The sequence below is a fragment of the Plesiocystis pacifica SIR-1 genome, assembly GCF_000170895.1.
GTDB lineage: Bacteria > Myxococcota_A > Polyangia > Nannocystales > Nannocystaceae > Plesiocystis > Plesiocystis pacifica.
The window spans coordinates 1-24,581 of sequence record NZ_ABCS01000128.1 but is presented as its reverse complement, the minus strand read 5'-3'; the positions used below and the strand labels follow the sequence as shown (position 1 = coordinate 24,581).

Annotated in this window: 15 protein-coding genes; 13 read left to right on the top strand and 2 right to left on the bottom strand. The window is 72.9% G+C overall.

Annotated features, from left to right (window positions below; translation table 11 throughout):
* The 5 genes from PPSIR1_RS36805 to PPSIR1_RS36785 form a co-directional block, all read left to right on the top strand.
* The coding region (locus PPSIR1_RS36805; RefSeq protein WP_006976363.1) for a hypothetical protein at window positions 1-1,200 on the top strand (1,200 nt) is incomplete at its 5' end.
* Window positions 1,197-1,955 (top strand): DUF3817 domain-containing protein, encoded by a 759-nt coding sequence (locus PPSIR1_RS44875; RefSeq protein WP_006976362.1) that lies wholly within the window; start codon window positions 1,197-1,199, stop codon window positions 1,953-1,955. The genes PPSIR1_RS36805 and PPSIR1_RS44875, both read left to right, overlap by 4 nt.
* 48 nt (window positions 1,956-2,003) lie before the next feature.
* Complete coding sequence (locus PPSIR1_RS36795) at window positions 2,004-3,275, top strand: hypothetical protein (protein WP_006976361.1); 1,272 nt, start codon at window positions 2,004-2,006, stop codon at window positions 3,273-3,275.
* Window positions 3,276-3,315: 40 nt separating this feature from the next.
* Window positions 3,316-4,242, top strand: coding sequence for a hypothetical protein (locus PPSIR1_RS44870; RefSeq protein WP_006976360.1), 927 nt, complete (start codon window positions 3,316-3,318; stop codon window positions 4,240-4,242).
* Window positions 4,243-4,245: 3 nt separating this feature from the next.
* The gene (locus PPSIR1_RS36785; protein ID WP_006976359.1) at window positions 4,246-5,376 is read left to right on the top strand and encodes a GNAT family N-acetyltransferase; all 1,131 of its coding nucleotides are present in this window, start codon (window positions 4,246-4,248) and stop codon (window positions 5,374-5,376) included.
* Window positions 5,377-5,531: 155 nt separating this feature from the next.
* Here the strand turns inward: PPSIR1_RS36785 and cobA are convergent, their stop codons facing one another.
* Window positions 5,532-7,097, bottom strand: a complete 1,566-nt coding sequence (gene cobA / locus PPSIR1_RS48735) for a uroporphyrinogen-III C-methyltransferase (RefSeq protein ID WP_045117484.1) — start codon at window positions 7,095-7,097, stop codon at window positions 5,532-5,534.
* A 94-nt stretch (window positions 7,098-7,191) separates the two neighbouring features.
* Between cobA and PPSIR1_RS50940 the strand changes: the two genes are divergently transcribed.
* The 5 genes from PPSIR1_RS50940 (at window position 7,192) to PPSIR1_RS44865 (ending at window position 19,231) form a co-directional block, all read left to right on the top strand.
* Window positions 7,192-12,918, top strand: coding sequence for a protein kinase domain-containing protein (locus PPSIR1_RS50940; protein ID WP_006976357.1), 5,727 nt, complete (start codon window positions 7,192-7,194; stop codon window positions 12,916-12,918).
* 65 nt (window positions 12,919-12,983) lie between these two features.
* Window positions 12,984-13,631, top strand: a complete 648-nt coding sequence (locus PPSIR1_RS36770; RefSeq protein WP_006976356.1) for an RNA polymerase sigma factor — start codon at window positions 12,984-12,986, stop codon at window positions 13,629-13,631.
* A 15-nt stretch (window positions 13,632-13,646) separates the two neighbouring features.
* Complete coding sequence (locus PPSIR1_RS36765) at window positions 13,647-14,792, top strand: tetratricopeptide repeat protein (protein WP_006976355.1); 1,146 nt, start codon at window positions 13,647-13,649, stop codon at window positions 14,790-14,792.
* A gap of 163 nt (window positions 14,793-14,955) precedes the next feature.
* The gene (locus PPSIR1_RS48730) at window positions 14,956-16,038 is read left to right on the top strand and encodes a hypothetical protein (RefSeq protein WP_006976354.1); all 1,083 of its coding nucleotides are present in this window, start codon (window positions 14,956-14,958) and stop codon (window positions 16,036-16,038) included.
* Between the two features lie 142 nt (window positions 16,039-16,180).
* Complete coding sequence (locus PPSIR1_RS44865) at window positions 16,181-19,231, top strand: patatin-like phospholipase family protein (protein WP_006976353.1); 3,051 nt, start codon at window positions 16,181-16,183, stop codon at window positions 19,229-19,231.
* 26 nt (window positions 19,232-19,257) lie between these two features.
* Here PPSIR1_RS44865 and PPSIR1_RS36750 read toward each other — a convergent pair whose 3' ends face one another.
* Window positions 19,258-19,572, bottom strand: a complete 315-nt coding sequence (locus PPSIR1_RS36750; RefSeq protein WP_006976352.1) for a hypothetical protein — start codon at window positions 19,570-19,572, stop codon at window positions 19,258-19,260.
* A 65-nt stretch (window positions 19,573-19,637) separates the two neighbouring features.
* On the opposite strand from PPSIR1_RS36750, the gene PPSIR1_RS44860 reads away from it, so the two are divergent.
* From PPSIR1_RS44860 to PPSIR1_RS36735, 3 genes are all read left to right on the top strand, one after another.
* Window positions 19,638-21,773 (top strand): DUF455 family protein, encoded by a 2,136-nt coding sequence (locus tag PPSIR1_RS44860; protein ID WP_006976351.1) that lies wholly within the window; start codon window positions 19,638-19,640, stop codon window positions 21,771-21,773.
* Window positions 21,774-22,030: 257 nt separating this feature from the next.
* Window positions 22,031-23,470, top strand: a complete 1,440-nt coding sequence (locus tag PPSIR1_RS36740) for a hypothetical protein (protein WP_006976350.1) — start codon at window positions 22,031-22,033, stop codon at window positions 23,468-23,470.
* Between the two features lie 94 nt (window positions 23,471-23,564).
* On the top strand, window positions 23,565-24,581 hold a 1,017-nt coding region (locus PPSIR1_RS36735), incomplete at its 3' end, for an alpha/beta hydrolase family protein (RefSeq protein WP_157596372.1).

Below are 24,581 nucleotides of genomic sequence, written 5' to 3'. Positions count from 1 at the left end.
CGCCCGCCCCAGGGCGACGCCCTCGGCGAGCTCAAGCTGTGGCACGCCCAGGCCCTGCTCCACACCGGCGACTACGCCCGCGCCTACGAGGACGTCATCCACCAGCCCTTCCGGCGCTGCCACGCCCTCGCGCACCTGCTGCAGACCGCCATCGAGGTGCGCATGCTCGACGGCGAGCTGCGCGGGGACATGCCGACGATCATCCGCATCGTGCTCGAGGACCTCGACGTCGCCGCGCCCCCGGACGCGAGCAACGAGGTCCTCGCCGAGCTGGCCCTCGCCGCCGTCGACCAATTCGGGGGCAACCGCTCGCAGTTCCCGACCCGCGTCGTCCCCAACCCAAACCCAGACCCCGGGGGCGCGCGACGGCCCACCCGGCTCGTCCGCGTGCACGACAACATCAGCCCCCGCGGCCGCGCCGTCGAGCTCCAGGAGCTGCTGTTCACCGAGGCCCCCGAGCGGGTCGTCGAGGCCTTCGAGGCCCTCGCCCGCCGCTACCCCAGCTCGCCCTTCCCGATCACCTACGGCGCCGAGGTCAACCTGTGGCTCGGCCGCTACGAGCGGGCCGCCGAGCAGTACGAGGGCGTGGTCCGCAGCTGCGGCACGCGCTGGGCCTACATCGGCGCGGGCGCGGCCTGGGCCGCCCTCGGCGAGTCCGACCGGGCCCTCGAGCGCTGGGACGCGAGCTTCCGCCTGCACGCGCCCCTGGCCCACGTGGCCACCCACGCCTACCGCGGCGAGCTGTGGCGCCGCCTCGGCGAGGCCGCCAAGGCCCGCGCCGACCTCGAGCACGCCCAGCGCCACGCCCCCGCCCGCGTCGGCCCGGCCCTCAACCTCGCCCTCCTCGACATCGCCGAGGGCCGCGCCCGCGCGCCCCAGACCCTCGCCCGCGCCTGCGCCAAGTCGCCGGTGTTGATCTGGGCGGCCAGCGGCGCGGCCGGCCTCGCCCCCACCTCGAACCTCGACGCCGAGCACCCCCGCACCCCCGCGGCCCTCGAGGCCGCCCTGGCCATGCTCCGGGGCAACCGCTCCTCGACGATCTACACCTTCTTCGACGGCGAGGAGCGCCTGCACGTCATGGCCCCCCGGCACCTCGAGCGCTGGCGACGGGTCGCCGACGAAGACGGCCGCGCCCTCGCCCGAGACGCCCGGATCCACGCCTGGCTCGCCGCCCGGTCGTTCACGAAGTCCGCGCCATGACCTGGATTGGTTGGCGCTGGCTCAAGTTCGTCGCCCTCGCTATCTTTGCGAGCGGCCTGTGGTCGTCGGCCTGCGCCCAGGATCGAGGCGCGCGCCTGACCGCCGCGCAGTGGACCACCACCGCGGGGCTCGTGCTGAGCTGGATCGCCGGCTACGCCCTGATGAAGGCGAGCGGCCGCGGCTTCGAGCCCTGGGTGCTCCAGGCCATGGGCGCGAGCTTGGTGGCCTCGACGGGGGCCCTGCTCGCGGCCTCCCGTCCTCGCCCCGCGCTCGGGGCTGGCCTGGCCGCCGCGGGCTTTTGCGCGGCCACCTTCGTGATGGTCAGCCGCGGAGCGCTCGCCCTGGGCTGGGCGCTCGGATTGTCCGCGGCCCTCGGCGCGCTCGCCAGCCTCGCCGCCAGCCGGCTCCCCGACGCCGACACCAACATCGACACCGACCTCGATCTGGGCGCCCGCCACCTGCGATGGTTCACCTGGGTCGCGCGCTTCGAGGGCGCGTCGCTGCTGCTCATGGTCGGCGTGTCCATGCCCCTGCGCATGCTCGCGTCCATCGCGCTCGACGGCGGTCAGGGGTGGATCGGCTGGGTCCACGGGATCTTGGTGTTGATCTACCTCCAGGCCCTGGTCGCCGTCGCCACCGCGCAGCGCTGGGGCCTCGGCCGCACCTCGCTCGCCTTCGTCGCTTCGCTGCTCCCGGGCGGGACCTTCGTGTTCGAGCGCCGCGTCCTCGCGCGCACGCGCGCGGGCCAGGGCTGATGGTTTTGGCAGCTCAGCCGAGCGCGGCTCGCCTGGTAGCCTCGGGGCATGGAGCTGAGAGAATTTCGCGCGCTGCTGACCCTGAGCCTCGCCCTGGGCATGGAGCTCGGCTGCGCGACCCGGGCCCTCGACGGCGACGGCGATGACGAGGCCGGGGAGGAGCAGGGCGACAGCGGCGAGGTGGACACCAACACGGGAGGCACGGGATCCGGCTCGGGCGAGTCCGAGACGACCACCGAGGACACGGGCTCGAGCGAGTCTGGCGCGACCACCGAGACCACCACGGAGGCGTCGACGGAGACCGGAGTCCCCTGCTTCGAGCCCATCGTCGAGGGCTTCGCCGACCCCGACGACCCCGAGCCCTGCGTGTTCGAGTTCGTCGACTACCCGCCCTCCAACGTCCCTTACCTCTCGGTCAGCCTCGACGACGTCGAGGTCGACCACGTGGAACGCGAGGGCATGGCCTGCCCCGCCGAGGAGGGCTGGGTCTGGCTGATCGAAGGCGAGCAGATGAGCCTGTGCGGGGCCGCGTGCGAGGCCTTCGTCAACGAGGGGGCCTACGTCGAGATGCTGATGGGCTGTCCCCCGGAGGGCCGGCCCGCCCTCGACGCGGGTCGGCCGCGGCTGCCCGCCCTCGTCCTCGGCGCGGACGGGAGCCTCGGCGACGCGGCGGCCCAGGCCTGGCTCCGACGGGCGCGCTCGGAGGCCGCCTCGGTGCCCGCCTTCGAGCGCCTCGCCGCGGAGCTCGAGGTCCTCGGCGCCCCCGCCCGCTTCGTCGAGACCGCCCGCCGCGGCGCCCTCGAAGAGCGCGAGCACGCGCGCCTCGCGCTAGCCGAGGCGCGCCGTCACGGAGCTCGAGGTCTGTCCCTGGGCCCCGTCGAGCTCCCCCGCCGCCCCGAGGTCGACGCGCTCACCCTGCTCCGCGAGACCCTCGTGGAGGCCTGCGTCGCCGAGACCCTCGCCGCCCACCACCTGAGCCTGTGCGCCGCCCGGGCCCGGGACCCGCGGGTGCGCGCGACCTGGGCAACGGTCGCCGCGCAAGAGCGCGGGCACGCGGCCTTCGCCTGGGCCCTCGCGGCCTGGCTGATGACCCGCTGCGGCGCGCCGGGCCGGGCCCTCGTCCGCAGCCTGCTCGCCCAGCCGCGCTTCGTCCTCGACGACGCGGACACAGACGACGCGGGCCCGCCCGCCGACGGCTTCGCTAGCCTCGACGCGCGGCGCCAGGCCTACGCCGAGGCTGAGCGCGAGCTCGTCCGGCCGAGCCTCGCCGCGCTGCTCCAGCGCGCCCCCAAGGCCCGCCGACACGCGAGCGCGCGATGATGGATCGGCTCCCCTGCCCGCCGACACTCCGTCGGCGAAGATGACCGCAGGCTCGACCTTCGACCTCCACCCCGGGGACGTCCTGTCCTACTCCGCGGGCAGCACGCAGACTGGCCCCGAGGGCTTTCGCAAGCTCCGCGACCGCCCCGGCCTGTTCAGCGCCGCGCTGGCTCGCTGGCCGGACATCGGCGCGGCCCTGGCCGGGAAGCTCCCCCTGGCCATCAACGCCTACCCGGCCGCGATCGGCTTCATGTCCGCCGGGGTCGTGGTCGACAGCTACCTGAGCCCGCGGGTCCTGTCCCGAGCCCTGCAGCTGGGCGCGGCCGAGGCCATGCCGACGATCCTCATCGGCCAGTCGCTGTTCCTCGCCGACGCCCTCCGCGAGCACCTCGACGCGGGCCGCCCGGTCCCCCGCACCCTGCTCGTGACCAGCGGCGGCTACACCACGCCGCGCACCCTCGAGGCGAGCCTCCGCAGCTGGCTCGCCGACCACGTCGACACCCTGCTCTTCCTGCACGGCTACGGCGTGGCCGAGGTCGACGCGGGCTGCATGATGGCCCGGGAACGAGACGCGAGCGGGCGGCTGATCTTCCACCCCCGCGCCGACGTCGACGCGCGCGTCGACGAACACGGCCAGCTGCTGCTGAGCCTGCGCGGCCCCGAGGGCGAGCGCCTCGTCGAGGACTGGGCCACGGGCGACAGCGCCGAGGCGAGCGGCGAAGGCTTCGCGCTGTGGAACCACCGCCGCATGCACCCCGTGGTCGAGGCCGCGCTCGAGTCGTGGACCGAGGCCGACTGGCGGCGGCGCACGGGCTACGTCCGCCGCGAGGGCGAGCGCGTGTGGATCCAGCTGCGCCGGGGGGCCGCCCCCGACCCCCACCGCCCTGACGCCGAGGACGAGCTCGACCACTGGGAGTTCGGCCGGCGCCACGGCTTTGCCTGGCTCGACAAACCCTACTGGAGGTGACCGATGACCACCGATCCCCACGCCTACGAAGCCCACCTGAGCACCGACGCGGCCGAGCGCGAGGCCGCCTACCGCCTGCGCTACGCCCTCTACGTCGAGCGCCAAAAGCTCTTCGTCGACGAGGCCGACCACGAGCGGCGCACGCTCAGCGACGCCATCGACGAGCACGCCGCCTTGTTCGTGGTCACGCACCAGGGCGAGGTCGTCGGCACCGCCCGGCTGCACTGGGGCGGCGAGGGCCGCTTCGACGCCGAGACCCGCGAGCTCTTCGACATCGAGCGCTTCACCGACCTCATCGAAGAGTCCGACATCGCCCTCGGCTCGCGCCTGCTCGTCCACCCCGATCACCGCCGGGGCCCCGTGGCCACGCTCTTGCAGATGACCATGCTCGAGCACGTGGTCGAGCAGGGCACCGAGCTGGTCGTCGCCGACTGCGAGCCCCACCTCGTCAACGTGTGGTCGCGCCTGGGCCACCGCCCCTACGGCCTCGCCGAGCACCCCCAAAACGGGACCCTGGTCCGCCTCGCCCTGCCGATCGGCGACGACCGCCACCCGCGGGCGATCGGCTCGCCGCTGGCCCCTGTGTTCGAGCGCTGGACCCGGCCGCGGATGACCGCCCGGCGGCTGAGCGCTCGGCTGGCGCGCAGCAACCAGGTCGTCAGCGAGGCCCAGGACAGCCAGGCTTTTTGGGCCTCCGTCGAGGAGACCCTGTCCCTCGACCGCCTCGCCGCGCTCTTGGGCCAGCTCGACGTCGACGAGCTCGACGCCCTGCTCGGCAACAGCCACGCCCTGTCGTGCGCCCCCGAGTCCGTGCTGATCCGCAAGGGCCACAGCTCGCGCACCCTCTACGTCCTGCTCACCGGCAGCCTCGAGGTCTGGGACGAGGGCCGGCGCGTGGCCGTGGTCCGCGAGCCGGGCGCCGTGGTCGGCGAGGTCGCGCTGTTCTCGGGCAACGAACGCATGAGCGACGTGCTGACCGGCAGCGAGGGCGCCCGGGTCCTCGCCCTGAGCGAGCGCAACCTCGACGCGCTGATCCGGGCCCAGGGCGCGGGCGCGGCCAAGTTCCTGCTCATGCTGACCCGCAGCCTGAGCACCAAGCTCCACGAGCGCCGCGCCTCCCCCGAGCAGCAATGAGCCCCCGGAGGGGCGCCGCCAGCCGAGCGACGCCACGCCTCCCTGCCCCACGTCCACGACTCAGGGACTGTGAAATTTTTACAGTCCCTGTCTGTTTTAGCCGTCGTGGACGACGCCACGCCCTCCCTGCCCCACGTCCACGCCTCAGAGCGAGCTCAGGCCTTCGGGAACAGGCCCTTGACCGCCTCGACCATGCCCGCGTCCGAGGGCGTGTCCGCCACGGCGTCGACGCGCAGGTCGAGGGCCGCGAGGGCGTCGGCGGTGACCGGACCGATGGCGACGATCTTCGCCTGCTCGAGGAAGCCCCGGGCCGCGTCGGCGCCGAAGCGCTCGCCCGTGGTCTCGAGGAAGTGCCGCGCCGTCCGGCCGCTGGCGAAGCAGATCGCGTCGTAGCCCTCGCCGCCGTCGGCCACGGGGCGCAGGCTGTCGAGGAGCAGGCCGGGCACCTCGGGGCGCACGGTCCGGTAGCCGATGACCAGCTCGATGCTGCCGCCGGCCTCGGAGATCGCCTCGGCGAGGAGCTTGCGGCCCTGGTCGGCGCGGACGTGGAGCCAGCGACCCCCGAGCAGACCGCGCGCGCGCAGGAGCTCGATGAGCCCCTCGGAGCGCGCCTTGGCGGGGATGAGATCGGGGCGCAGACCCTTCGCCTGGCAGCGCGCCGCCGTGCCCGTGCCGATCGCCGCGAGCAACTTCCCGGCGAAGGCCCGGGCATCGAGGTTCAGGCGCGCGAGGGCGTCGAAGAGCGCGTCGGCGCCGTTGGGGCTCGAGACGATCACGCCCTCGAGCCCGGCCAGGCGATCGGGGGCCAGGGCCGCGTCGAGGGCCTCGCGCTCGGCGGGCTCGGGCGCGGCGACCTCGAGGCAGGGGAAGGCGACCGCGTCCGCGCCCGCACCCGCCAGCGCGTGCAGCAGTCCTCCAGACTGGCGAGCCGCGCGGGTGACGACCACGCGCCGACCAAAGAGCGGTCGGCGCTCGAGCCACGCGAGCTGCTCGCGCAGGCTGACGACGTCGCCGACGACCATCACCGCTGGCGGCCGTATTTGGGCCGCATCCATGCGGTCGGCGATGTCCGCCAGCGTGCCAACCACCGTCTGTTGAATCCCGCGCGTCCCCCAACGGACCACCGCCGCCGGGGTGCTCGGCTCCCGACCCGCGTCGACGAGCTTCGCCGCGTTGGTCCGCGCGTTCTTGACGCTCATCATCAACACGAGGGTCCCCGCGCTGTTCGCCAGGTGTTTCCAGGCCACGGCCAAACCTGCCTTTTCGTAGGCCTCGTAGCCCGAGACGAAGCTGACCGAGGGCGTATGCGAGCGGTGGGTAATGGGAATGCCAGCGGCCTCTGGCGCCGCGATGGGCGACGACACCCCCGGCACGAATTCGTAGTCCACGCCCGCCGCGCGCAGGACCTTGGCCTCCTCGGCGCCGCGCCCAAACATCATCGGATCGCCCCCCTTGAGGCGGACCACTCGCTTGCCCGCCTGGGCGTGCTCGACGAGCAGTCGGTTGACCTCGTCCTGGGCCAAGCGCGGGCCGGAGTGTTTGCCGCGCACGCGCTGGAGGATCAGAGTGTCAGGGCGGCAGTGCATCAACAATGCTGGGTTGGCGAGATAGTCGGCAATGACCACGTCCGCGCGCGCGAGTCGATCGCGACCGGCGAGGGTCAACAGCTCTGGATCCCAGGGACCCGCCCCCACCAGCGAAACAAAACCTGCGTCGCGCATCGGTGCGCAGCTTAACCGAACTCAGCCCACGCGCGAAGTTGCCCACCACGCCCCCGACCCCGGCGTGTATCGTGGAGGAGGCTCGAACTCCTCGATGAAGCTGCTCCTCGATGGATACCGCACGCTGCGCTTGCTCCGGGCGACCCGGCACGCGCAGGTGTTCGCCGCGGTGCGCGAGGCGGACCAGCGCACGGTCGTGGCCAAGGTCTACGAGCTGGCCACGGACGAGGGCATCGAGGCCCGGGTCGAGCACGAGTTTCGGCTGATCCAGGGCCTCGAGGTCGAGGGCGTGGTCCAGGCCCTCGCGCTCGAGCGCGCCGGCGATCGGCTCACGCTGATCCTCGACTGGTGCGAGGGCCGAAACCTCGAAGAGCACGCCGGCGGCAGACCCCTGGCCATCGCCGAGTTCCTCGACATCGCGCTGCAGGTCACGGACAACCTGACCAAGGTCCACAACCACCGGGTCATCCACCGCGACATCAAGCCCACCAACTTGCTCATCGACCCCGAGACCAAGAAGGTGTGGATCGCCGACTTCGGCATCTCGGTGCTGCTCGAGAGCGAGCGCGAGAACCTCAACGACCCCGACGTCGTCGAGGGCACCCTGCCCTACGTCTCGCCCGAGCAGACCGGGCGCACGCGCCACGAGGTCGACTTCCGCAGCGACCTCTACTCCCTCGGGGTGACCTTCTACGAGCTGCTCACCGGGCGCCGGCCGTTCCGCGGCGACAGCCCCCTCGAGATCATCCACTCCCACCTCGCGCGCCGAGCCGAGCCGCCCCAGCGCATCCGCCCGGAGGTCCCCAAGGCCCTCGACGAGATCGTGATGAAGCTGCTCGAGAAGGCGCCCGAGCACCGCTACCAGTCGGCCCGCGGCCTGCACCGCGACCTCATGCGCCTGGCCGAGGCGCTGACCGAGGGCCGCGAGCTCGACGAGTTCACCCTCGGCAGCGAGGACATCCCCACGGCGCTGCAGCTCCCGGCCCAGCTCTACGGGCGCGAGGCCGAGATCGAGCTGCTCGCCCGAGAGCTCCGCGCGGCCACCCGAGGGCGGCCGCGCGCCGTCGCCTTCGTCGGCCCCGGCGGCATCGGCAAGAGCGCGCTGATCGAGACCCTGCACGAGCCGGTCATGGTCCGCCGCGGCTACCTGGCCCGGGGCAAGTTCACCCGCGAGCTCCGCGACAAGCCCTACGCCGGCTTCATCTCGGTGTTCTCGAGCCTCGCCGACCAGCTGCTGACCGAGAGCGACGAGGCCCTCGAGCGCTGGCGGGTCGAGCTGCGCCGGGAGCTCGGGGCCCTCGCCGGCGACCTCACCGAGCTCGCGCCCAAGCTCAAGACCGTGCTCGACCACGAGACCGGGCACATGCCCGGCCCCGTCGAGGCCCACGCCCGCCTGCCCCTGGCCTGCGCGCGGATCATCGCCGCCTTCGCCAAGCCCGAGCACCCCCTGGTCCTCGCCCTCGACGACCTGCACTGGGCCGACGCCGCCAGCTGCGAGCTGCTGGCCACGGTGCTCGCCGAGCCCGGCGCGGCCCTGCTCGTGGTCGTGACCCTGCGCGGCGACGAGCTCTCGCCCAGCAACCCCCTGCGCGAGATCCACGAGCTGCTCGAGCACGAGCGCAACCAGCTGCAGACCGTGCACCTGCAGCCCCTGGGCCGCGACCACGTCGTCCGGCTGATCGCCGACGCCCTCGCCCGCCCCGTCGCCGAGGTCGAGACCCTCGCCGAGCTCGTCGCGCGCAAGACCAACAGCAACCCCTTCTTCGTCCGCCAGTTCCTCGCCCACCTCGTCGAGCTCGAGCTGCTCGTGCCCGGGGAGTACGGCTGGACCTGGAACGAGCGCGCCATCGAGTCCGCCGGCATCCCCGACGACCTGCTGGCGATGATGACCGACAAGCTCGGCCGCCTCGCGCCGCCGCTGCGCCAGCTGCTGGTCCACTCGGCGGTGATCGGCTCGCGCTTCGATCGCGCGACCCTCGAGGGCCTCGTGTCGCAGACGGACGACGGCTCCGCTGGCGGCAGCTTCGGCGGCATGGACGGGCCCGTCGACGTCGACGCCGGCATCATCCAGCTCGTCGACGAGGGCCTGGTCGCGACCACCGAGGACGGCCAGTACGCCTTCACCCACGACCGCATCCGCGAGGTCGCCTACCACATGGCCGGCCCCGCCCGGCGCGTCGAGCTGCACCGGATCATCGGCGCCCAACGCCTCGAGCGCGTCGAGATCCCCGAGCTCAGCGAGAACATCTTCGAGCTCGTCGACCACATCGACCTCGGCTACGGGCTGATCCCCCTGGTCGACGAGTCCCCCGCGGACGCGGCCGCCCGCGCCGAGGCCAGCATCGCCGCCCTCGACGACTTCGAGCGCGAGCACCTCGCCGAGCTCAACTCCCTCGCGGGCTACAAAGCCCTGACCAGCTCGGCCGCGACCGTCGCCGCCCGCTACCTCGGCGCGGGGGTCCAGCTGCTCGCCGACGGCAGCCCCTTCCCGGCCCCGGGCGCGCCGGGCCACCGGCTGCGCTTCGCCCTCGAGCTCGGGCTGTGCCAGGCCCTGGCCCTGTCCAACGAGTACACCCGCGCCGAGGCCAGCTTCACCAGCCTGCTCGACGCGCCCCTGTCCCCCGACGACATCGGCCGGGCCGTGTCCAAGCACATCGAGATGCGCAGCCTCGTCGGCGAGTACGCCCTCGCCGTCGGGACCGGCCTCGACGGCCTCGCGCGCCTGGGCCTCGAGCAGCTCCCGGACTTCGACCCCCAGGCCGCGGGCGAGCGCGTCGGCGAGCCCAGGCACGACGCCGCGCCCGAGCCCTGCCCCGACGACGACGCCACCCCGGATCCCGACGCGGACCCCAACGTCGCTCAGCTGCGCGAGCTCCTCCCCGCCCTCGCCGAGCTCGAGGTCGAGGGGCTGCGCAAGCGCAAGCGCATCCGCGAGCCCCAGCTCAAGGCCGTGCTCGACGTGCTCACGGCCCTCGCCCCGGTGGCGTCCAACGTCGACCGCGAGCTCCACCTGCACCTGGCCTGCCGCCACCTCGAGCTGCTGCTCGCCCACGGCCGCCACCCCAGCGCGCCCCTGGCCCTGGTCCAGGTCGCCTCGCTGGTGTCCGCGCGCCTGGGCCGTCGCGGCTTCGCCCTCGAGCTCGCCCAGGTCGCCCGCCAGCTCGCCGCGCGCGAGGGCTCGAGCTGCCCGCGGCACCGCGTCGAGCCCAGCTACTGGCAGCTGCGGACCTGGCTGCAGCCCTACGCCCAGGCCCTGACCCCGCTGCGCGACGCCGTGGGCATCGCCCTCGAGGTCGGCGACCTCGAGTACGCCGGGCACACCACGGCGATGCACATCAGCGTGGGCCTGGCCAGCGGCCTGCACCTGCGCACCCTCGAGCGCACGGCCGAGGTCGCCGTCCACCGCCTCCAGCAGTGGGGCACGCAGAGCTTCATCCCCACCCTGCTCGCCCACTTCCGCTTCGCCAACGCCCTGCTCGAGGGCAAGACCTCGACCCTCGACCTCGACGATCCCCTGGGCATGGCCGAGCACGAGGGGGCCCTGCCCCACGCCCGGGCCCGCTACACCGTGCGCGCCCTCGAGGCCACGCTGACCTACGTCCTCGGCCACCCCGAGCGCAGCCTGGCCATCCTCGACCACGCCCCGGCCTGTGAGCGCGTGCTGCCCGAGCCCTGGCACCTCGCCAACCTCGCGCTGATCCGCGGGCTGTCGGCGGCGGCCGTCTACGCCTCGAGCCCCGACGCCGAGCGAGCGCCCCTGCGCGCCGTGGTCGAGGCCGAGCTCCAGCGCCTGCGCGCCTGGGCCGAGGACGGGGCCCACAACTTCGAGCACCTCGCGCTCTTGCTCGAGGCCGAGCTGTGCGCCCTCGACGACCCCGATCTGGCCGCCTTCGCCCGCTTCGTCGCCGCGCGCCGGGCCGCCGCGCAGCGCCGCGATCTGCTCGTCGAGGCCATCGCCCTCGAGCGCCTCGCGACCTTGGCCCGCGACGCCGGCCTCGACGAGCTCGCCAGCGGCCCGATCCGCGAGGCCCGGGGCCGCTACCACTACTGGGGCGCGTTCACCAAGACCGCCGCGATCGAGGCCGAGTGGCCCGAGCTGAGCTCCGAGCGGGCCCGCTACGAGGAGCGCGACCTGACCCACACGGGCCCCGCGACCCACGGCTACACCAGCAACTCGACCTCCACGGAGAGCCTCGACCTGAGCTCCGTGCACAAGATCTCCCAGGCCATCGCCGAGGCCATCGAGCTCGATCAGGTCGTCGAGCGGATCATGGCCGTGGCCATCGAGAACGCCGGGGCCGACCGCGGGGTGCTGCTGCTCGCGCAGCAGTCCGGGCACCTGAGCGTCGTGCTCTCGGCCCGGGCCGACGGCGACGCGGCCGAGACCCAGACCATGCTCGACGCCCCCGTGCCCATCGAGGAGGCCGCCGAGGAGCTGCCCATCACCCTCGTGCGCTGGGTCGAGCGGACCCGCGAGGCCCTGACCCTCGACGACGCCATCAGCGACCTGCGCTTCGCCAACGACGCCTACATCCAGGCCGAGCGCGTGCGCTCGGTGATGTGCGTGCCGATCGTCAACCACGGCCAGCTCATGGCCGTGCTCTACCTCGAGAACAAGCTCAGCCCCGGGAGCTTCGGCATCGCCCGCCTCCGGGTCCTGCACCTGCTCATGGCCCAGGCCGGCAGCGCCCTCGAGAACGCCCGGCTGTTCGACGCCCTGCGCTCGAGCGAGGTCCGCTGGCGCTCCCTGGTCGAGGGCCTGCCCGACGTCGTCATGCAGCTCGATCGCCGCGGCGCCATCGTGGTCACCAACCAGCTGTCCGAGTTCAGCCCGCGCCACGTCGCGCACAGCTCGGTGCTCGAGTTCGTGTCCGACCAGCACCGCCCGGGGCTGCGCCGCGCCATCGCCCAGGTCATCCAGGAGGCCCGCGGCCAGGAGCTCGAGCTCGAGGCCGAGCTGCCCGGCCTCGATCCGTGCTGGTACACCCTGCGCCTGTCGCCCATCCAGGTCGACGGCCGCGTCGACAGCATCGTGTGCGTGGCCACGGACATCAGCGAGCGCCGCGAGGCCGCCGCGGCCAAGGCCAAGCTCGAGGCCCAGCTGCGCCAGCAGCAGCGCCTCGAGTCCATCGACACCCTCGCCAGCGGCGTCGCCCACGAGATCAACAACCCGGTCCAGGGCATCATGAACTACGCCGAGCTGATCGCGACCTCGGCCGACATCGACGAGCTCAACCGCGAGTTCGCCGAGGAGATCCGCCACGAGTCCGAGCGCGTCGCCGCGATCGTCCGCAACCTGCTCGCTTTTTCGCGCCAGGAAGGCGACCGGGGGGCCAGCCCGGCCACCCTCGTCGACGTCGTCGAGGGCACCCTGTCCCTGGTCCGCACCGTGCTGCGCAAGAACCAGATCGTGCTGCGCGTGGACATCCCCGAGGACCTGCCCAAGGTGCGCTGCCGCGTCCAGCAGATCCAGCAGGTGATCATGAACCTGGTCACCAACGCCCGCGACGCCCTCGAGGCCCGCTACCCCGACTTCGACGAGCGCAAGGCCATCGAGCTGCGCGGCTCCACCTTCACCCGCGAGGGCGCCCCCTGGGTCCGGCTGAGCGTCACCGACTACGGCGGCGGCGTGCCCGAGGCGGTCGTGTCCTCGATCTTCGATCCCTTCTTCACGACCAAGGGCCGAGACAAGGGCACGGGCCTGGGCCTGGCCGTGAGCCACGGGATCGTCGCCGAGCACCGGGGCGAGCTGCGGCTGGAGAACCAGCCGGGCGAGTCGGCGAGCTTCCACCTCGAGCTGCCCGCAGTGACAGGCGACTGAACAGCGTTCGGGCGGTTTTTTGTAAGCGCACTGAAATTCCCAGGGGAGCCAGGGCACCACTACTCGTGGAGCGCTCCAAGCCCACCCTCCTCAGACTCCAGGCGCCCCCCAGGTCGCCCACCGAATCCCCCCCGCAGGTCCAGGGCCACGACTCCGCCCGCGACGTCCAACACGCCCTGATCAAGCGCGCCCGCCAGGGCGACATGCAGGCCTGGGCCCGCCTCTACCAGGACCACTTCGACGGCCTCTACCGGCACATGCGCTACATGTGCCGCGACGCGAGCACGGCGGAGGAGCTGGTCCAAGAGACCTTCGTCCGCGCGCTCTCGTCGATCGAGCGCTTCGACGGTCGGGCGGCGTTCACCACCTGGCTCCACGGCATCGGGGTCAACGTGGCGCGCGGGCACTGGCGCTCGACCCAGAGCACCAAGAAGGCCCACGCCAAGCTCCTCGCCGTGCGCGACGTGGAGCGCGAGCGCGGCCCCGCGCCCGCCCCCGACCGCGAGCTCCTCGCCCAGCAGCGCGTCGCCCAGCTCAACGCCGTGCTCGAGGAGCTCCCCGAGCACCTGCGCGCGGCCTTCGTGCTCCGCGAGCTCGAGGGCCTGGGCATCGAAGAGGCCGCCGCCCAGCTCGGCATCACCCCCAACAACCTCGCCGTCCGGGCTAGCCGGGCGCGCGCGCGCGTCCGCAAGCTGCTGGCGCAGCGCGGCTGAACGAGCCCGGCAGTCATGAGCCACCGCGACGACCGCACGGACCCCAGCTGGAGCGAGGCGCAGCTCGACGCCTTCCTCGGCCCCGCGCGCCATCAGCTCGCGGCCGACATCCGCCGAGAGCGGCGCACGCTGAGCCCCGACTTCGCGGCGATGATCGCCGCTGCCCGGGCCGCGGACCTCGTGTCCGACGAACAGCTCGACGAGGTCAACGCCCTCGCGCCCGTCGTGGAGCTGCCCGTCGAATTCGACGAGCCAGCGTCGATCTCCGAGGCCGACCTGGAGCTCTTCCTGGCCGACGCTCGCGCGCACATCGAGGGCGACGCGAACGCGCGTCGACTCGCGCCCATCCCCCCGGCGCCGATGGCCCCGCAAAGGCAGGACGCTCGCCCTTTCGCGCCCAGCCCGACCGACGCGAGCGCGCCCGCTTCCGGGTCTTCGCGGCGCGCCTGGCTCGGTCCCGCCTTGGCGCTCGCGGCCGTGCTCGCCGGGCTCGTCGTCGTGGGGCCCCGGGTGCTCGACGCCTTCGACGCCCACGACGCTAGCGCGACCCGGCTCGGCAGCGAGGCCGAGTACCTCGACACCGGCCGCGGCCAACGCGGAGGCGCCCATCGGCTCACGCCACCGGCACCGCCGGCCCGCGAGCGCCTCGAAGCGGTCGACACGGACACGCCGCCGGTGAGCGGCGACGAGCCCGGCCCCGAGCCCGAGCCCGAGCCCGAGCCTCCCCGGCCTCGCCGCGGGAAAGCGAAGGCAGCGAAGGCTGCAGCGGCCTCGAAGCCCGAGCCCGCCGAGACCGTCCGCGACCGCGTCAAAGCCCTCGACGCCGAGGCCCAAGCGCTGTGGGCCGAGGGCGACCTCGAGGGCGCGCGCCAGCGCTTTCGAACGATCGTGGGGCTCGCCGGCAAGGGACGCTACGCCGAGCTGGCCTACGGCGACCTGTTCACCCTCGCGCGCCAACGCGGCGATCGCCAGGGCGAGCGAGCCCTGTGGTCCGAGTACCTCGAGCGCTTTCCCCAGGGTCGCTTCGTCGAGGACGCCCGCGCGGGCCTGTGCCGGCGCAGCGCCAAGGATGCGCGCCCCACCTGCTGGCGAAGCTACCTCGACGACTACCCCGAGGGCGTCCACGCGGCCGCGGCCGCGGCCGCCGTGGGCGATCCCTGAGCCCATCCGTCGAGGCCCGAGCGCGGGTGAGGAGTGCGAGTGCGACCCCGCCGATACCGAGGGCGACCCCGCCGACACCGGCGCCTGATCCAGTCTTGCGCCAAGAGCCGCGCGGAGCCGTCGAGGCTGCCCGCGGCTCTCGGCCGTGTATGCTGACCTCCCCTTGCTCTGCCTCCCGCTCAGCTTTGCCGGCGCCCTGGCCCTCGCGCCTCCAAGCGGCGAACCCGAGCAAACGCGCGTGTGCGACCTCGCCGTGCGCAGCGGCGAGCTCCCCTACGCCGAGCTCGCCCCCGCCGTGGAGCTCCGACTTCCCGGCGTGCGCGTGCGCGCGGCCGACGGGGGCGTCGACCCGAGCTGCGAGGGTCAGACCCACGCCCACGTCGAGCTCCGCCAGCTCGAGGGCTCGCGCTGGGAGCTCGCGCTGATCCTCTCGGACGGCCGCGCCTGGTACCGAGGGCTCGACGCCGACCCCGAGCTGGCGCCGCGGGCCCTCTCGACGGCCCTCGCCAACCTCGTCGCGGCCATCGAAGACGACGCCGTGGAGGCGGACGCCGAAGACGTCGAGCGACCCGCCGAGCTGCTCGAGCCCGAGCCCGAACCCGAACCCGAACCCGAACCTGAAGCTGAGCCCGAACCCGCGCCTAAAGCTGAGCCCGAGCCCGAGCGCCCCGTGCTCTTCGAGCTCGCCCCCCAGGCCCACGCCGCCGCGCTCTTCGGCCTCGGCAGCGAATTCGAGTCCCACGGCTTCGGCGGCGGCCTCGGCCTCGACCTGCGCATGCCCAGGGGCCTCGGGGTGAGCGTCGGCGCCCGCGTCCTCGGCGTGCGCGATGACGGCCTGGACATCGTGCGCACCCGCGTTCACCTGGGGGCGGGCTGGATCCCGCGCTGGTCCCTGTTCGAGCTGCCCATCTACCTCGCCGCTCACGTCGAGCCCTGGACCGTGGAGGACCGCATCGAAGACGCGGCCGACGAAGACGGAGACGACGACCCGAGCCCGCTGCTCGGGGCGACCCTCCGCGTCGAGCCTGGGCTGCGCTTCGAGCTCGGCGCCGTCGCCCTGCGCGTCGCCGTCCCCATCGAGCTCGGCCTGTCCGTCGAGCCGGGGCGCACGCTGAGCGAGCCAACGAGCTACAGCCCGGCGCCCGACCAATCCATCCATGCCGGCGGCGTGGAGCTCGGGGTCGGGCTGAGCCTCGGCGTGTGGATCCCCGTGCGTGGGGGTCGAAGGCGCCCCCGCTCGCCCTGAACCTTCGGACGCGCGCATCGACCCTCGTCGCCGCGAGCGCGAGGTGTTCCCACGGGGACCGCGACACGATCCAAGGACCACTGCCAAGACGGCACACCGATGACCCCCAAGCCGGCCCCGCGACGGTGCTAGGATCGCGTCGATGACCGCTACCAACGGTGGGGATGGGGATGCCCCGCAGGCACCCGAGGCGATCGATACCAGCGACTTCACCCTGCCCAAGAAGGTCTTCGAGGCTGAGGTCGGGGAGATCCGCAAGCGCCGAGCGGTGCGGGACATCCCGCTGGGCAGCATCGACCCCAAGGACGGCCTCCCCCTCGACGAGCCCTCGCCCGAGCACGATCTGGTCGGCATGTGCCTGTCCGGCGGCGGCATCCGCTCGGCGACCTTCGGCCTCGGCGTGATCCAGGCCCTCGCCCGCAAGGGGCTGTTCGAGCACGTCGACTACCTGTCCACGGTGTCCGGCGGCGGGTTCACGGGCTCGATGTTGTCCGCCGTGCTCAACGACCCCCGGCAGACCAAGGAGCCCTTCCCGGTGCGCAAGGAGACCGGCGAGAGCGAGCCGCCGGCCCTCCACCACCTCCGCGACGCCAGCCGCTACCTGTCCTCGGGCTCCCTGCTCGAGTCCCTGCGCCTGCCGATGGTGATCATCCGCGGGATCATCTTGAGCCTGCTGATCGTCCTGCCGACGATCATGATCGCCGTGTTCCTGACCGAGCTCGCCTACGAGGGCGGGCTGTGGCCGGACTACGCGGTGCTCTCGGGCCGGACCCACCTCAACGTCTTCCCGATCTTCGGCGCCCTGTTCGTGCTGGCGATCTGCCTCGTCCCCTTCCTCCGCTCGGTCCCCGGCTACGGCATGCGCTGGAACGGGCGAGACAGGCTCGAGTTGTCCCTGTCCTTCGGCCTCGGCCTGGTCCTGCTCAGCCTCGTCGCCGAGCCCCTCGTCGATCTGATCTCGGCCGCGATCGAGATCACCGCGACCAACTGGAGCCCCGGCAAGGCCCTGGCCGATCGCTTCGACCCCCGCAACACCCCGGTCCAGCGCAGCGTGCTCCTGGCCCTCGGCGTCGTCGTCGGGCTCTTTGGCCTGGTCTGGCTGTTCCGCAAGCTGCCGACCTCGGTGCTCCTGGGCCTGGCCGGCCTGCTCGGCCCGGCCACGCTCTTTGGCCTCTACATGGGCCTTTGCCTGGTCCAGATCGACTCGCCCTTCCTCGCCTCCTCGCTGCAGGCGGACCTCGAGGAGGTCGCCGCCGCGACCCACCGCGGGACCCTCCACGACGACGTCCACGCCGAGGCCAACTGCCCGTCCGAGGAGGCCCTCGCCAGCGAGCACCCGCCCGACAACCCGCCCAACTGCGCGGCCCGTCAGGCCCACGAACGCCTCGAGCACGCGGTCCTCGACAAGAACCCCGGCCTGAGCCTCAGGCCGGGCGAGCTCATCCAGGTCGTGCGCACGGCCCCCTTCATCGAGGGCGAGGACGGCCAGCTTCGCTGCGACCCCGACGCGCCCCTCGAGTGGCTCGTGATCGCTCCGGAGCTCGCCGAGCGCTGGCCCGGGGGTCAGGAAGGGCTCCAGGCCCTCGCCAGCGAGCACGCCTGCCTGCCCATCGTCGCCGCCAACAAGGGGCACACGCCCCAGGACGACGTGAACCGCTTCTTCGGCACCAGCGACCGCGAGGCCGAGGCCAGCTGCGCCTGGCCCGAGGTCGAGGGCCAAGGCCAGGCGCTCCCCCTGCCGCTGAGCGCCGACGCCCTCGACCCCTGCCTCGGCTCCTTCCGGGTGCACCAGCGCCAGGTCCTGACCAACCAAGAGCTGCTGCTCGAGATGGACGGCGCGCGCTTGGGCCTGTGGGGGGAGCCCAGCTCCCAGACCATGATCGGCGATCTGGCCTTCCTGCTCATCGCCGCCGGCACCACCCTCTACGTGCTGTTCTTCTACGACGTCAACGTCGCCTCGCTGCACGGCTTTTACCGCGACCGGCTGAGCAAGGCCTACCTGTTCCAGGAGAAGGAGCCCGGGAAGCAGGGCGACGACCACGAGCGCCTCGTGCACTGCGACGAGCTGCGGCTGTCCGAGCTCAACAAGGAGATCGAGCTCGAACAAGAGACCGATCCCGCCAAGAAGTACAGCCCCGCCCCCTACCACCTCATCAACGTGGTGCTCAACATCACCAGCGGCGACGAGGGCAGCCTGCGCGGGCGCAAATCGGACTTCTTCATCTTCAGTAAGCACTTTTGCGGGGGGCCGCGCACGGGCTACCAACCCACCAGGAGGCTCGAGAAGATCGACTCCCACCTGAACCTGGGCACGGCCATGGCCATCTCGGGCGCGGCGGCGGCCCCCAACATGGGCGCCCTGACCCCGGGCACCCTGGCCTTCGTCATGACCCTGCTCAACTTCCGCATGGGCTACTGGCTGCCCAACCCGGCGGAGATCCACCGCCTCGACCAAAAGAAGGCCCCGGCCGACGCCTTCGCCCCGCCCAAGGCGCCCGTGGGCTGGTTCCGGCCGGGCCCCTTTTACCTCGTGCGCGAGGCCCTGGGCAGCCTGAGCACCCAAAAGCCGCTGATCAACGTGTCCGACGGCGGCCACCTCGAGAACCTCGGCATCTACGAGCTGCTGCGTCGGCGCTGCAAGCTGATCATCGCCGTCGACGGTGAGCGCGATCCGGACATGAACTTCGTCGGCCTGGTCTCGCTCATGCGCTACGCGGAGATCGATCTGGGGGTCCACATCGAGATCGACCTCGAGCCCTTCGAGTACGACGAGGGCGAGCTCGACGTCACCAACCTCGACGGCGAGACTTACGAGCGGCTGCGGCGCGAGAACCTGGGCAAGCGGCGCTCGAAGGCCCACTGGGTCATCGGCAAGATCGAGTACGGCGAGGACGAGCACGGCGACGAGCAGACCGGCACCCTCATCTACGTGAAGTCCTCGCTGACCGAGGACATCTCGCCGGTGCTCGCGCGCTACCAGCGCTACAACCCGGACTTCCCCCACGAGAGCACCGCCGACCAGTTCTTCAGCGAGGAGCAGTTCGAGGCCTACCGCGCCCTCGGGGACGCGATCGGCCAGACCCTGCTCGACAACGAGGACGGTCGGGGGCGGCTCGAGGTGCGCGAGGGCAGGCTCGTGTTCCACGCGCCCGCGGACCCAGGTGAGGAAGCGGCCGCGCCCGCCGAGGCCTGAGCCGGGCTGACCCAGGAGGGGCCGAGCTACTCGAGCTCGAAGCCGTCGGCGCTGACGGCCTCGAGCAGGGCCTCGCGCTCGCGCCGTTCGTCCTCGACGAAGCTCGGCAGCTCGGGCTCGCCCAGGCTGCGCCGCCACCCGACCAGGTGCGGCACCGAGGCCCCGTCGGACACGCGCAGGAGCACCCAGCCCAGGGCCAGGAAGGCGTTGACGGCCTCGACGCCGGTCCACTGGCGCAGCTCGTAGAGCGCGCCGATCTCATGGAGCAGCGCGGGCCCAGTCGGGGCAGCGGGGGTCGAGGGCGCCCCCTCGTCCGCGAGTTCCCGATCTGCGCCGCTCACCCGCCATGGGTACGGCGGCGAGCCCTCGGCTGTCAACGCGCGAGTTGCTTGCTATGACCGGGCGGATGGCCGGGCCCCTCGAGCTGCGCGACTTCGCCGAGCGCCTGCTGCACGGCCCGGCGCTCGCCGACAAGCTCTTCGACCCGGGCCCCCTGCCCCTCGCCGACGCGCGCCGCGGTCCAGCCCTGCGCGGGCGGGTGGATCCAGGCCGCGCCCCCGCGCTGGCGATTCAGCCCCGCGCCGAGCCCTTCGCCAAGGACGCGGCCCTCGCCGACGCGGGCGCCCGCGGCCGCGCGCTGCACTTTTTCGCCAACCATGAGCTCCTCGCCATCGAGCTCATGGCCCTGGCCCTGCTGCGCTTCCCCGACGCGCCGCCGGCCTTTCGCCGCGGCCTGGCGGCGACGATCCGCGACGAGCAGCGCCACCTCGGCCTCTACCTCGAGCGCATGGCCGAGCTCGGCGCGCGGCTGGGCGACGCCCCCCTGGGCGGTTTTTTTTGGCGGACCGTGGCCGAGCTCGACAGCCCGGCGGCCTTCGTCGCGCACATGAGCCTGACCTTCGAGCAGGCCAACCTCGACCACGCGGCCCACTACGCGGCGCTGTTCGAGGGCCTCGGCGACGGACGCAGCGCCGCGCTGATGGCCACGATCTACGCCGACGAGATCCGCCACGTCGGCTTTGGCCTGCGGTGGTTCGAGCGCTGGGTCGAGGGCCCCGAGCGCGAGCTGATCGCCCGCCACCGCGACGCCCTCGTGGCCCCGGTCAGCCTGCGCCGCGCCAAGGGCCGGGGCTTCGACGCCGAGGGCCGCCGCCGCGCCGGGCTGAGCGAGGCCTACGTCGCGGCCATGGCCAACCTGCCCCACCACCGCGGGCGCCGACCCGTCGTCCACCTGTTCGACCCCAACGCCGAGCACGAGCTGAGCCAGGGCCCCCGCGGCGGGCACACGGCCCCGCCCCAGGTCCTCGCCCGGACCCGCGACCTCGAGGCCCTCGCGCTGTTCTACGCCGCCCCCGACGACGTCGTGCTCGTCCGTCGGCGCCCCTCCGAGGCCTTCCTGACCGCTCTGCGCGAGGCCGGCGTGGCCCTCCCCGAGCTCCTCGAGGTGCCCGAGCTCGACGGCGACGCTGGGGCCCTCGCCGCCCGCTTCGAACGCAGCGCATCCCGGCCGCCCCTCGACGCCATCGAGCGGGTCCAGCCCTGGGCCTGGAGCCCGCGCATGCGCGCGCGCCTGCGAGCCCTGCGCGCCCAGGCCCGCCTCGACACCGCGCCGAGCGACGACGCGTCCCGGGAGCTGCTCAGCAAGGCCCTCGGCGTCGGCCTGCTCGAAACCGTGCTCCGCGAGTTCGAGGGCGACGTGACCTTCGCCGATCGACTGAGCCCGCTCGACAGCGTGGGCCGGGTCGCCCGCAGCCTCGACGAGGCGCTCGAGGCCATCGCCCGCTTCCGCGCCCTCGGCCACGCCGTCGTCGCCTGCAAGGCCAAGCACGGCACCGCCGGTCGGGGCATCCGACGCGTCTTGCCTGGCGGCCCCGAGCCCGCCGAGCTCGGCTGGCTGCGCAACACCCTCGCGCGTCAGGGCCTGGTCGTCGTCGAGCCGTGGCTCGATCGCGTCGCCGACCTGTCCCTGCGCCTGATCATCCCCGAGCCCGGCCGGGCGCGCATCGAGGGCGTCGGCCGGGTCCTCGTCGACGCCCGCGGGCAGTACCTCGGGGCCGTGCTCGGGCGCCCGACGACGGGCCTCGACTCGGGCCTGGCCCGCTTCCTCCACGGCGACGGCGACGATCCGCGCTGGCTCGAGGCCGTGTGGCGCTGCACCGCCGAGCGCCTCGCCGAGCGCCTCGCGCCCTCGGGCTACGTCGGCCCCGTCGGCGTCGACGCCATCCTCCACCGGGATCTCCGCGGCCAGCTGCGCCTGCGCCCGGTCGTCGAGGTCAACGCGCGGGTCCACATGGGCCACGTCGCCGTGCACCTCCAGCGCCTCCTCGCCCGCGGCGCCGTCGGGCTGTGGCGGATCGTGCCCAAGGCCCGGCTCCCCGCGTCGCTACCGGCCGTGGAGCTCGCGCACGGGCCCGGCGGCAAGCTGGGCGTCCGCGCGGGCGTGCTGCCGACCAACGACCCGGACCAGGCCGAGGTCGTCGTCGGCCTGCTCGCCGTCGCGGGCAAGCTCGAAGACGCCGCGGCGCTCCTGGCCCGCGACTGACGCGAGGCCGGAAATCCGCGTTGGGTGGTGTCGTCATTGCCCCCTCACCAACGGTCCAAGGGTCGGCCAAAACGAGTTTGGCCAACCCTCTGTGTGCTTTGGCCGTCGTGGGCGACGCCACACCCTCCCTGCCCCGCGTCCACGACTCAAAAAATGATGATTGCCCTCGCGCGCGCTCTCGCCCTAGCATGGAGACGCTGGCACGCGGTGCTCTCCTGACCCGCGCGCCCCTTGGCTAACTCCTGGATGGTGCTCCCATGTCGCGCTCGAATCTGACGATCTCGCTCCTCGCCGCGGTGGCCCTGGCCGCCTCCCCCCTCGCCGGATGTGGAGGCGACGACGGACGCGGCGCCGGCACCACCGACACGGGCATCTCGGGCACCCTGTCCGACGACGGCGGGGACGAGGCCGACCAGGGCGACGACAACGCGGACACCAACGACGACGGCCCGCTGCTCGACATGGACGGGGGCGGCAACGCGGAGGCCAGCGCCGACGACGGAGGCGACGACGAGTGCGGGCCCCAGGAGCTGCCCACCCCCGACGCGACCCTGACCGGCACCGTCTACGCCCCCAACCTCGAGCTGCCGATCAGCGGGGCGCTCGTCTACGTCACCGACGACGACCTGGTCGAGCCCGTGCCCGACGGGGTCTACTGCGCCGAGTGTGTCGAGCTGGGCTGCGAGACGCCCTTCACCCTGACCAACGCCGACGGCAGCTTCGAGCTGAACACGGTGTCCGGGCCGGGCCAGAAGCTCGTCGTCCAAAAGGGGCAGTTCCTGCGCGTCGTCGACTTCGACGTGCCCCCCGGCAACACCCCCGTGGGCCCCAACTTCACCAACTTGCCCGGGCAGTGGAACCCCGCCCAGGGCATGTACATCCCGCGCATCGCCGTCTACCAGACCAACCCCGACAAGGTCTACAACGTCCTCGCCAAGTTCGGCATGGGCTCCGTCGACGCCAACGGCAACCTCATCCAGGGGACCGAGAACTTCGACCTGATCAGCGACACCGATCAGGGCGCCTTCCTCGACAACCTCGACCTGATGAGCCAGTACCACATCATCTTCGTGCCCTGCGCGGCCACGAAGTACTGGAGCGGGGCGCCGAGCGTGCCCGCGGCCCGGGCCCAGAACATCCGCGCCTACGTCGAGGCCGGCGGCAAGCTCTACGCCACGGACCACTCCAACGAGTACATCGAGGAGACCTTCCCGACCTACCAAGAATTCAACAGCCCGGCGATGCCCGACATCCAGCCGGCCTACACCTCGATCGCCATCGTCGTCGACGCCGAGCTGCTCGCCTGGCTCGAGGCCCTGCCCAACGCGCTCAAGGACATCGGCGGCGGCCAGCCGACCCTGTTCATGCTGCCGGCCATCGAGACCGTGCTCAACTACTCGGGCATCGACCAGATCAACGAGATCCTGGTCGAGGACGCCGAGGGCGAGCTGGTCAACGTCGGGCCCAAGTCCTTCGTCGAGGGCCCGTGCTCGAGCTGCGACGTCAACCCGCAGCAGCAGCGGCCCATGGCCATCACCGGCCAGTACGGCTGCGGGCGCATGATGTACAGCACCTTCGAGAACTCGAGCACGAGCCACGCGGGGCTCAACCCCCAGGAGCTGGTGCTGCTCTACATGATCCTCGAGATCGGCGTGTGCTTCGGCGAGCCGCCGCCTCCGCCTCCGCCCATCGAGTGAGCCCGCTCCCCCAGGCCCGCGGGCCGTCGACCATCCGTGGTCGGTGTCACGGCCCGACCGCGAGCGCGACGCGCCAGGGATGCTAGCCAAGGGCATGCGCGCGAAGCCCCTCGCCCTCCTCGTCCCCGTCCTCTGCCTCGCCTGCGAGTCGCCGCCTGTCGAAGATGAGGGCGGGGCCGAAGCGGCGACCGAAACCGAGACCGGCGACGACGCCACGGACTCCGGGTCCGAGACGACCGAGACCGAGACGACCGAGACCGGCTCCGAGGGTCCGCCCGCGCCGCTGTATGGCGACGTCCAGAGCCTCACGCTCACGCTCCCCGACTCCGGAGACGAGGCCGACGTCTACTACCCTGCGGACGCCGAGGCGCCCGCGCCCTTGCTCGTGCTCTTGCAGGGCGCCCTCGTCCCGCGGACCTACTACGCGCCCTACGCCCAGGCCGTCGCCGCGTGGGGCTTCGTCGTCGCCGTCCCCGACCACCCCTCCCCCGGCTTCGGCGGGGCCCTGTTTGCGAGCCCCGAGAGCATCACCGAGGCCCACGCCCACCTCAGCTCGCTCGCCGCCGACCCCGAGTCCGAGCTGTTCGAGGCCATCGACCCCGACGCCCTCGGGGCCCTCGGCCACTCCTTCGGGGGCGTCGCGGCGATCCAGGGGATCACCGGCGCTTGCGCCCCGCCGATCTGCTCCGGACCCTACACCCCGCCACAGGCCCTCGGCGCGGGGGCCTTTTACGGGACCAACATGAAGCCCATCGACGACGGGCCGGTCCCGGTGACGCCCAACATGGGCGTCCCGCTCGCGCTGATCCAGGGCGCGCTCGACAGCCTCGCCACCGTCGAGGAGACCGTCGAGACCTACGAGAAGATCGAGACCCCGCCCAAGGCCTACGTCGAGATCGACGGGGCGAACCACTACGGGCTGACCAGCCAGGACAACCCGCCCGAGTCCAGCCCCGACCCCAACGCGCCGACGACCGAGCAGGCCCTCGCCATCGAGGCCTCCGCGCGCTGGACCGCGCTGTTCATGCGCGCGCACCTCCTCGACGACACCCAGGCCTTCTCCTGGGTCTACCAAGGGGCGGAAGACGACGCGCTCGTCACGGTCGTCGCC

What these genes read in the sequence shown, in the direction of transcription:
- PPSIR1_RS44875 (WP_006976362.1), top strand. Translation starts at nt 1,197, where the DNA reads ATGACCTGGATTGGTTGGCGCTGGCTCAAGTTCGTCGCCCTCGCTATC.
- PPSIR1_RS44865 (WP_006976353.1), top strand. Translation starts at nt 16,181, where the DNA reads ATGACCGCTACCAACGGTGGGGATGGGGATGCCCCGCAGGCACCCGAG.
- PPSIR1_RS36795 (WP_006976361.1), top strand. Translation starts at nt 2,004, where the DNA reads ATGGAGCTGAGAGAATTTCGCGCGCTGCTGACCCTGAGCCTCGCCCTG.
- PPSIR1_RS44860 (WP_006976351.1), top strand. Translation starts at nt 19,638, where the DNA reads ATGGCCGGGCCCCTCGAGCTGCGCGACTTCGCCGAGCGCCTGCTGCAC.
- PPSIR1_RS36765 (WP_006976355.1), top strand. Translation starts at nt 13,647, where the DNA reads ATGAGCCACCGCGACGACCGCACGGACCCCAGCTGGAGCGAGGCGCAG.
- PPSIR1_RS50940 (WP_006976357.1), top strand. Translation starts at nt 7,192, where the DNA reads ATGAAGCTGCTCCTCGATGGATACCGCACGCTGCGCTTGCTCCGGGCG.
- PPSIR1_RS36785 (WP_006976359.1), top strand. Translation starts at nt 4,246, where the DNA reads ATGACCACCGATCCCCACGCCTACGAAGCCCACCTGAGCACCGACGCG.
- PPSIR1_RS44870 (WP_006976360.1), top strand. Translation starts at nt 3,316, where the DNA reads ATGACCGCAGGCTCGACCTTCGACCTCCACCCCGGGGACGTCCTGTCC.
- cobA (WP_045117484.1), bottom strand. Translation starts at nt 7,097, where the DNA reads ATGCGCGACGCAGGTTTTGTTTCGCTGGTGGGGGCGGGTCCCTGGGAT.
- PPSIR1_RS36740 (WP_006976350.1), top strand. Translation starts at nt 22,031, where the DNA reads ATGTCGCGCTCGAATCTGACGATCTCGCTCCTCGCCGCGGTGGCCCTG.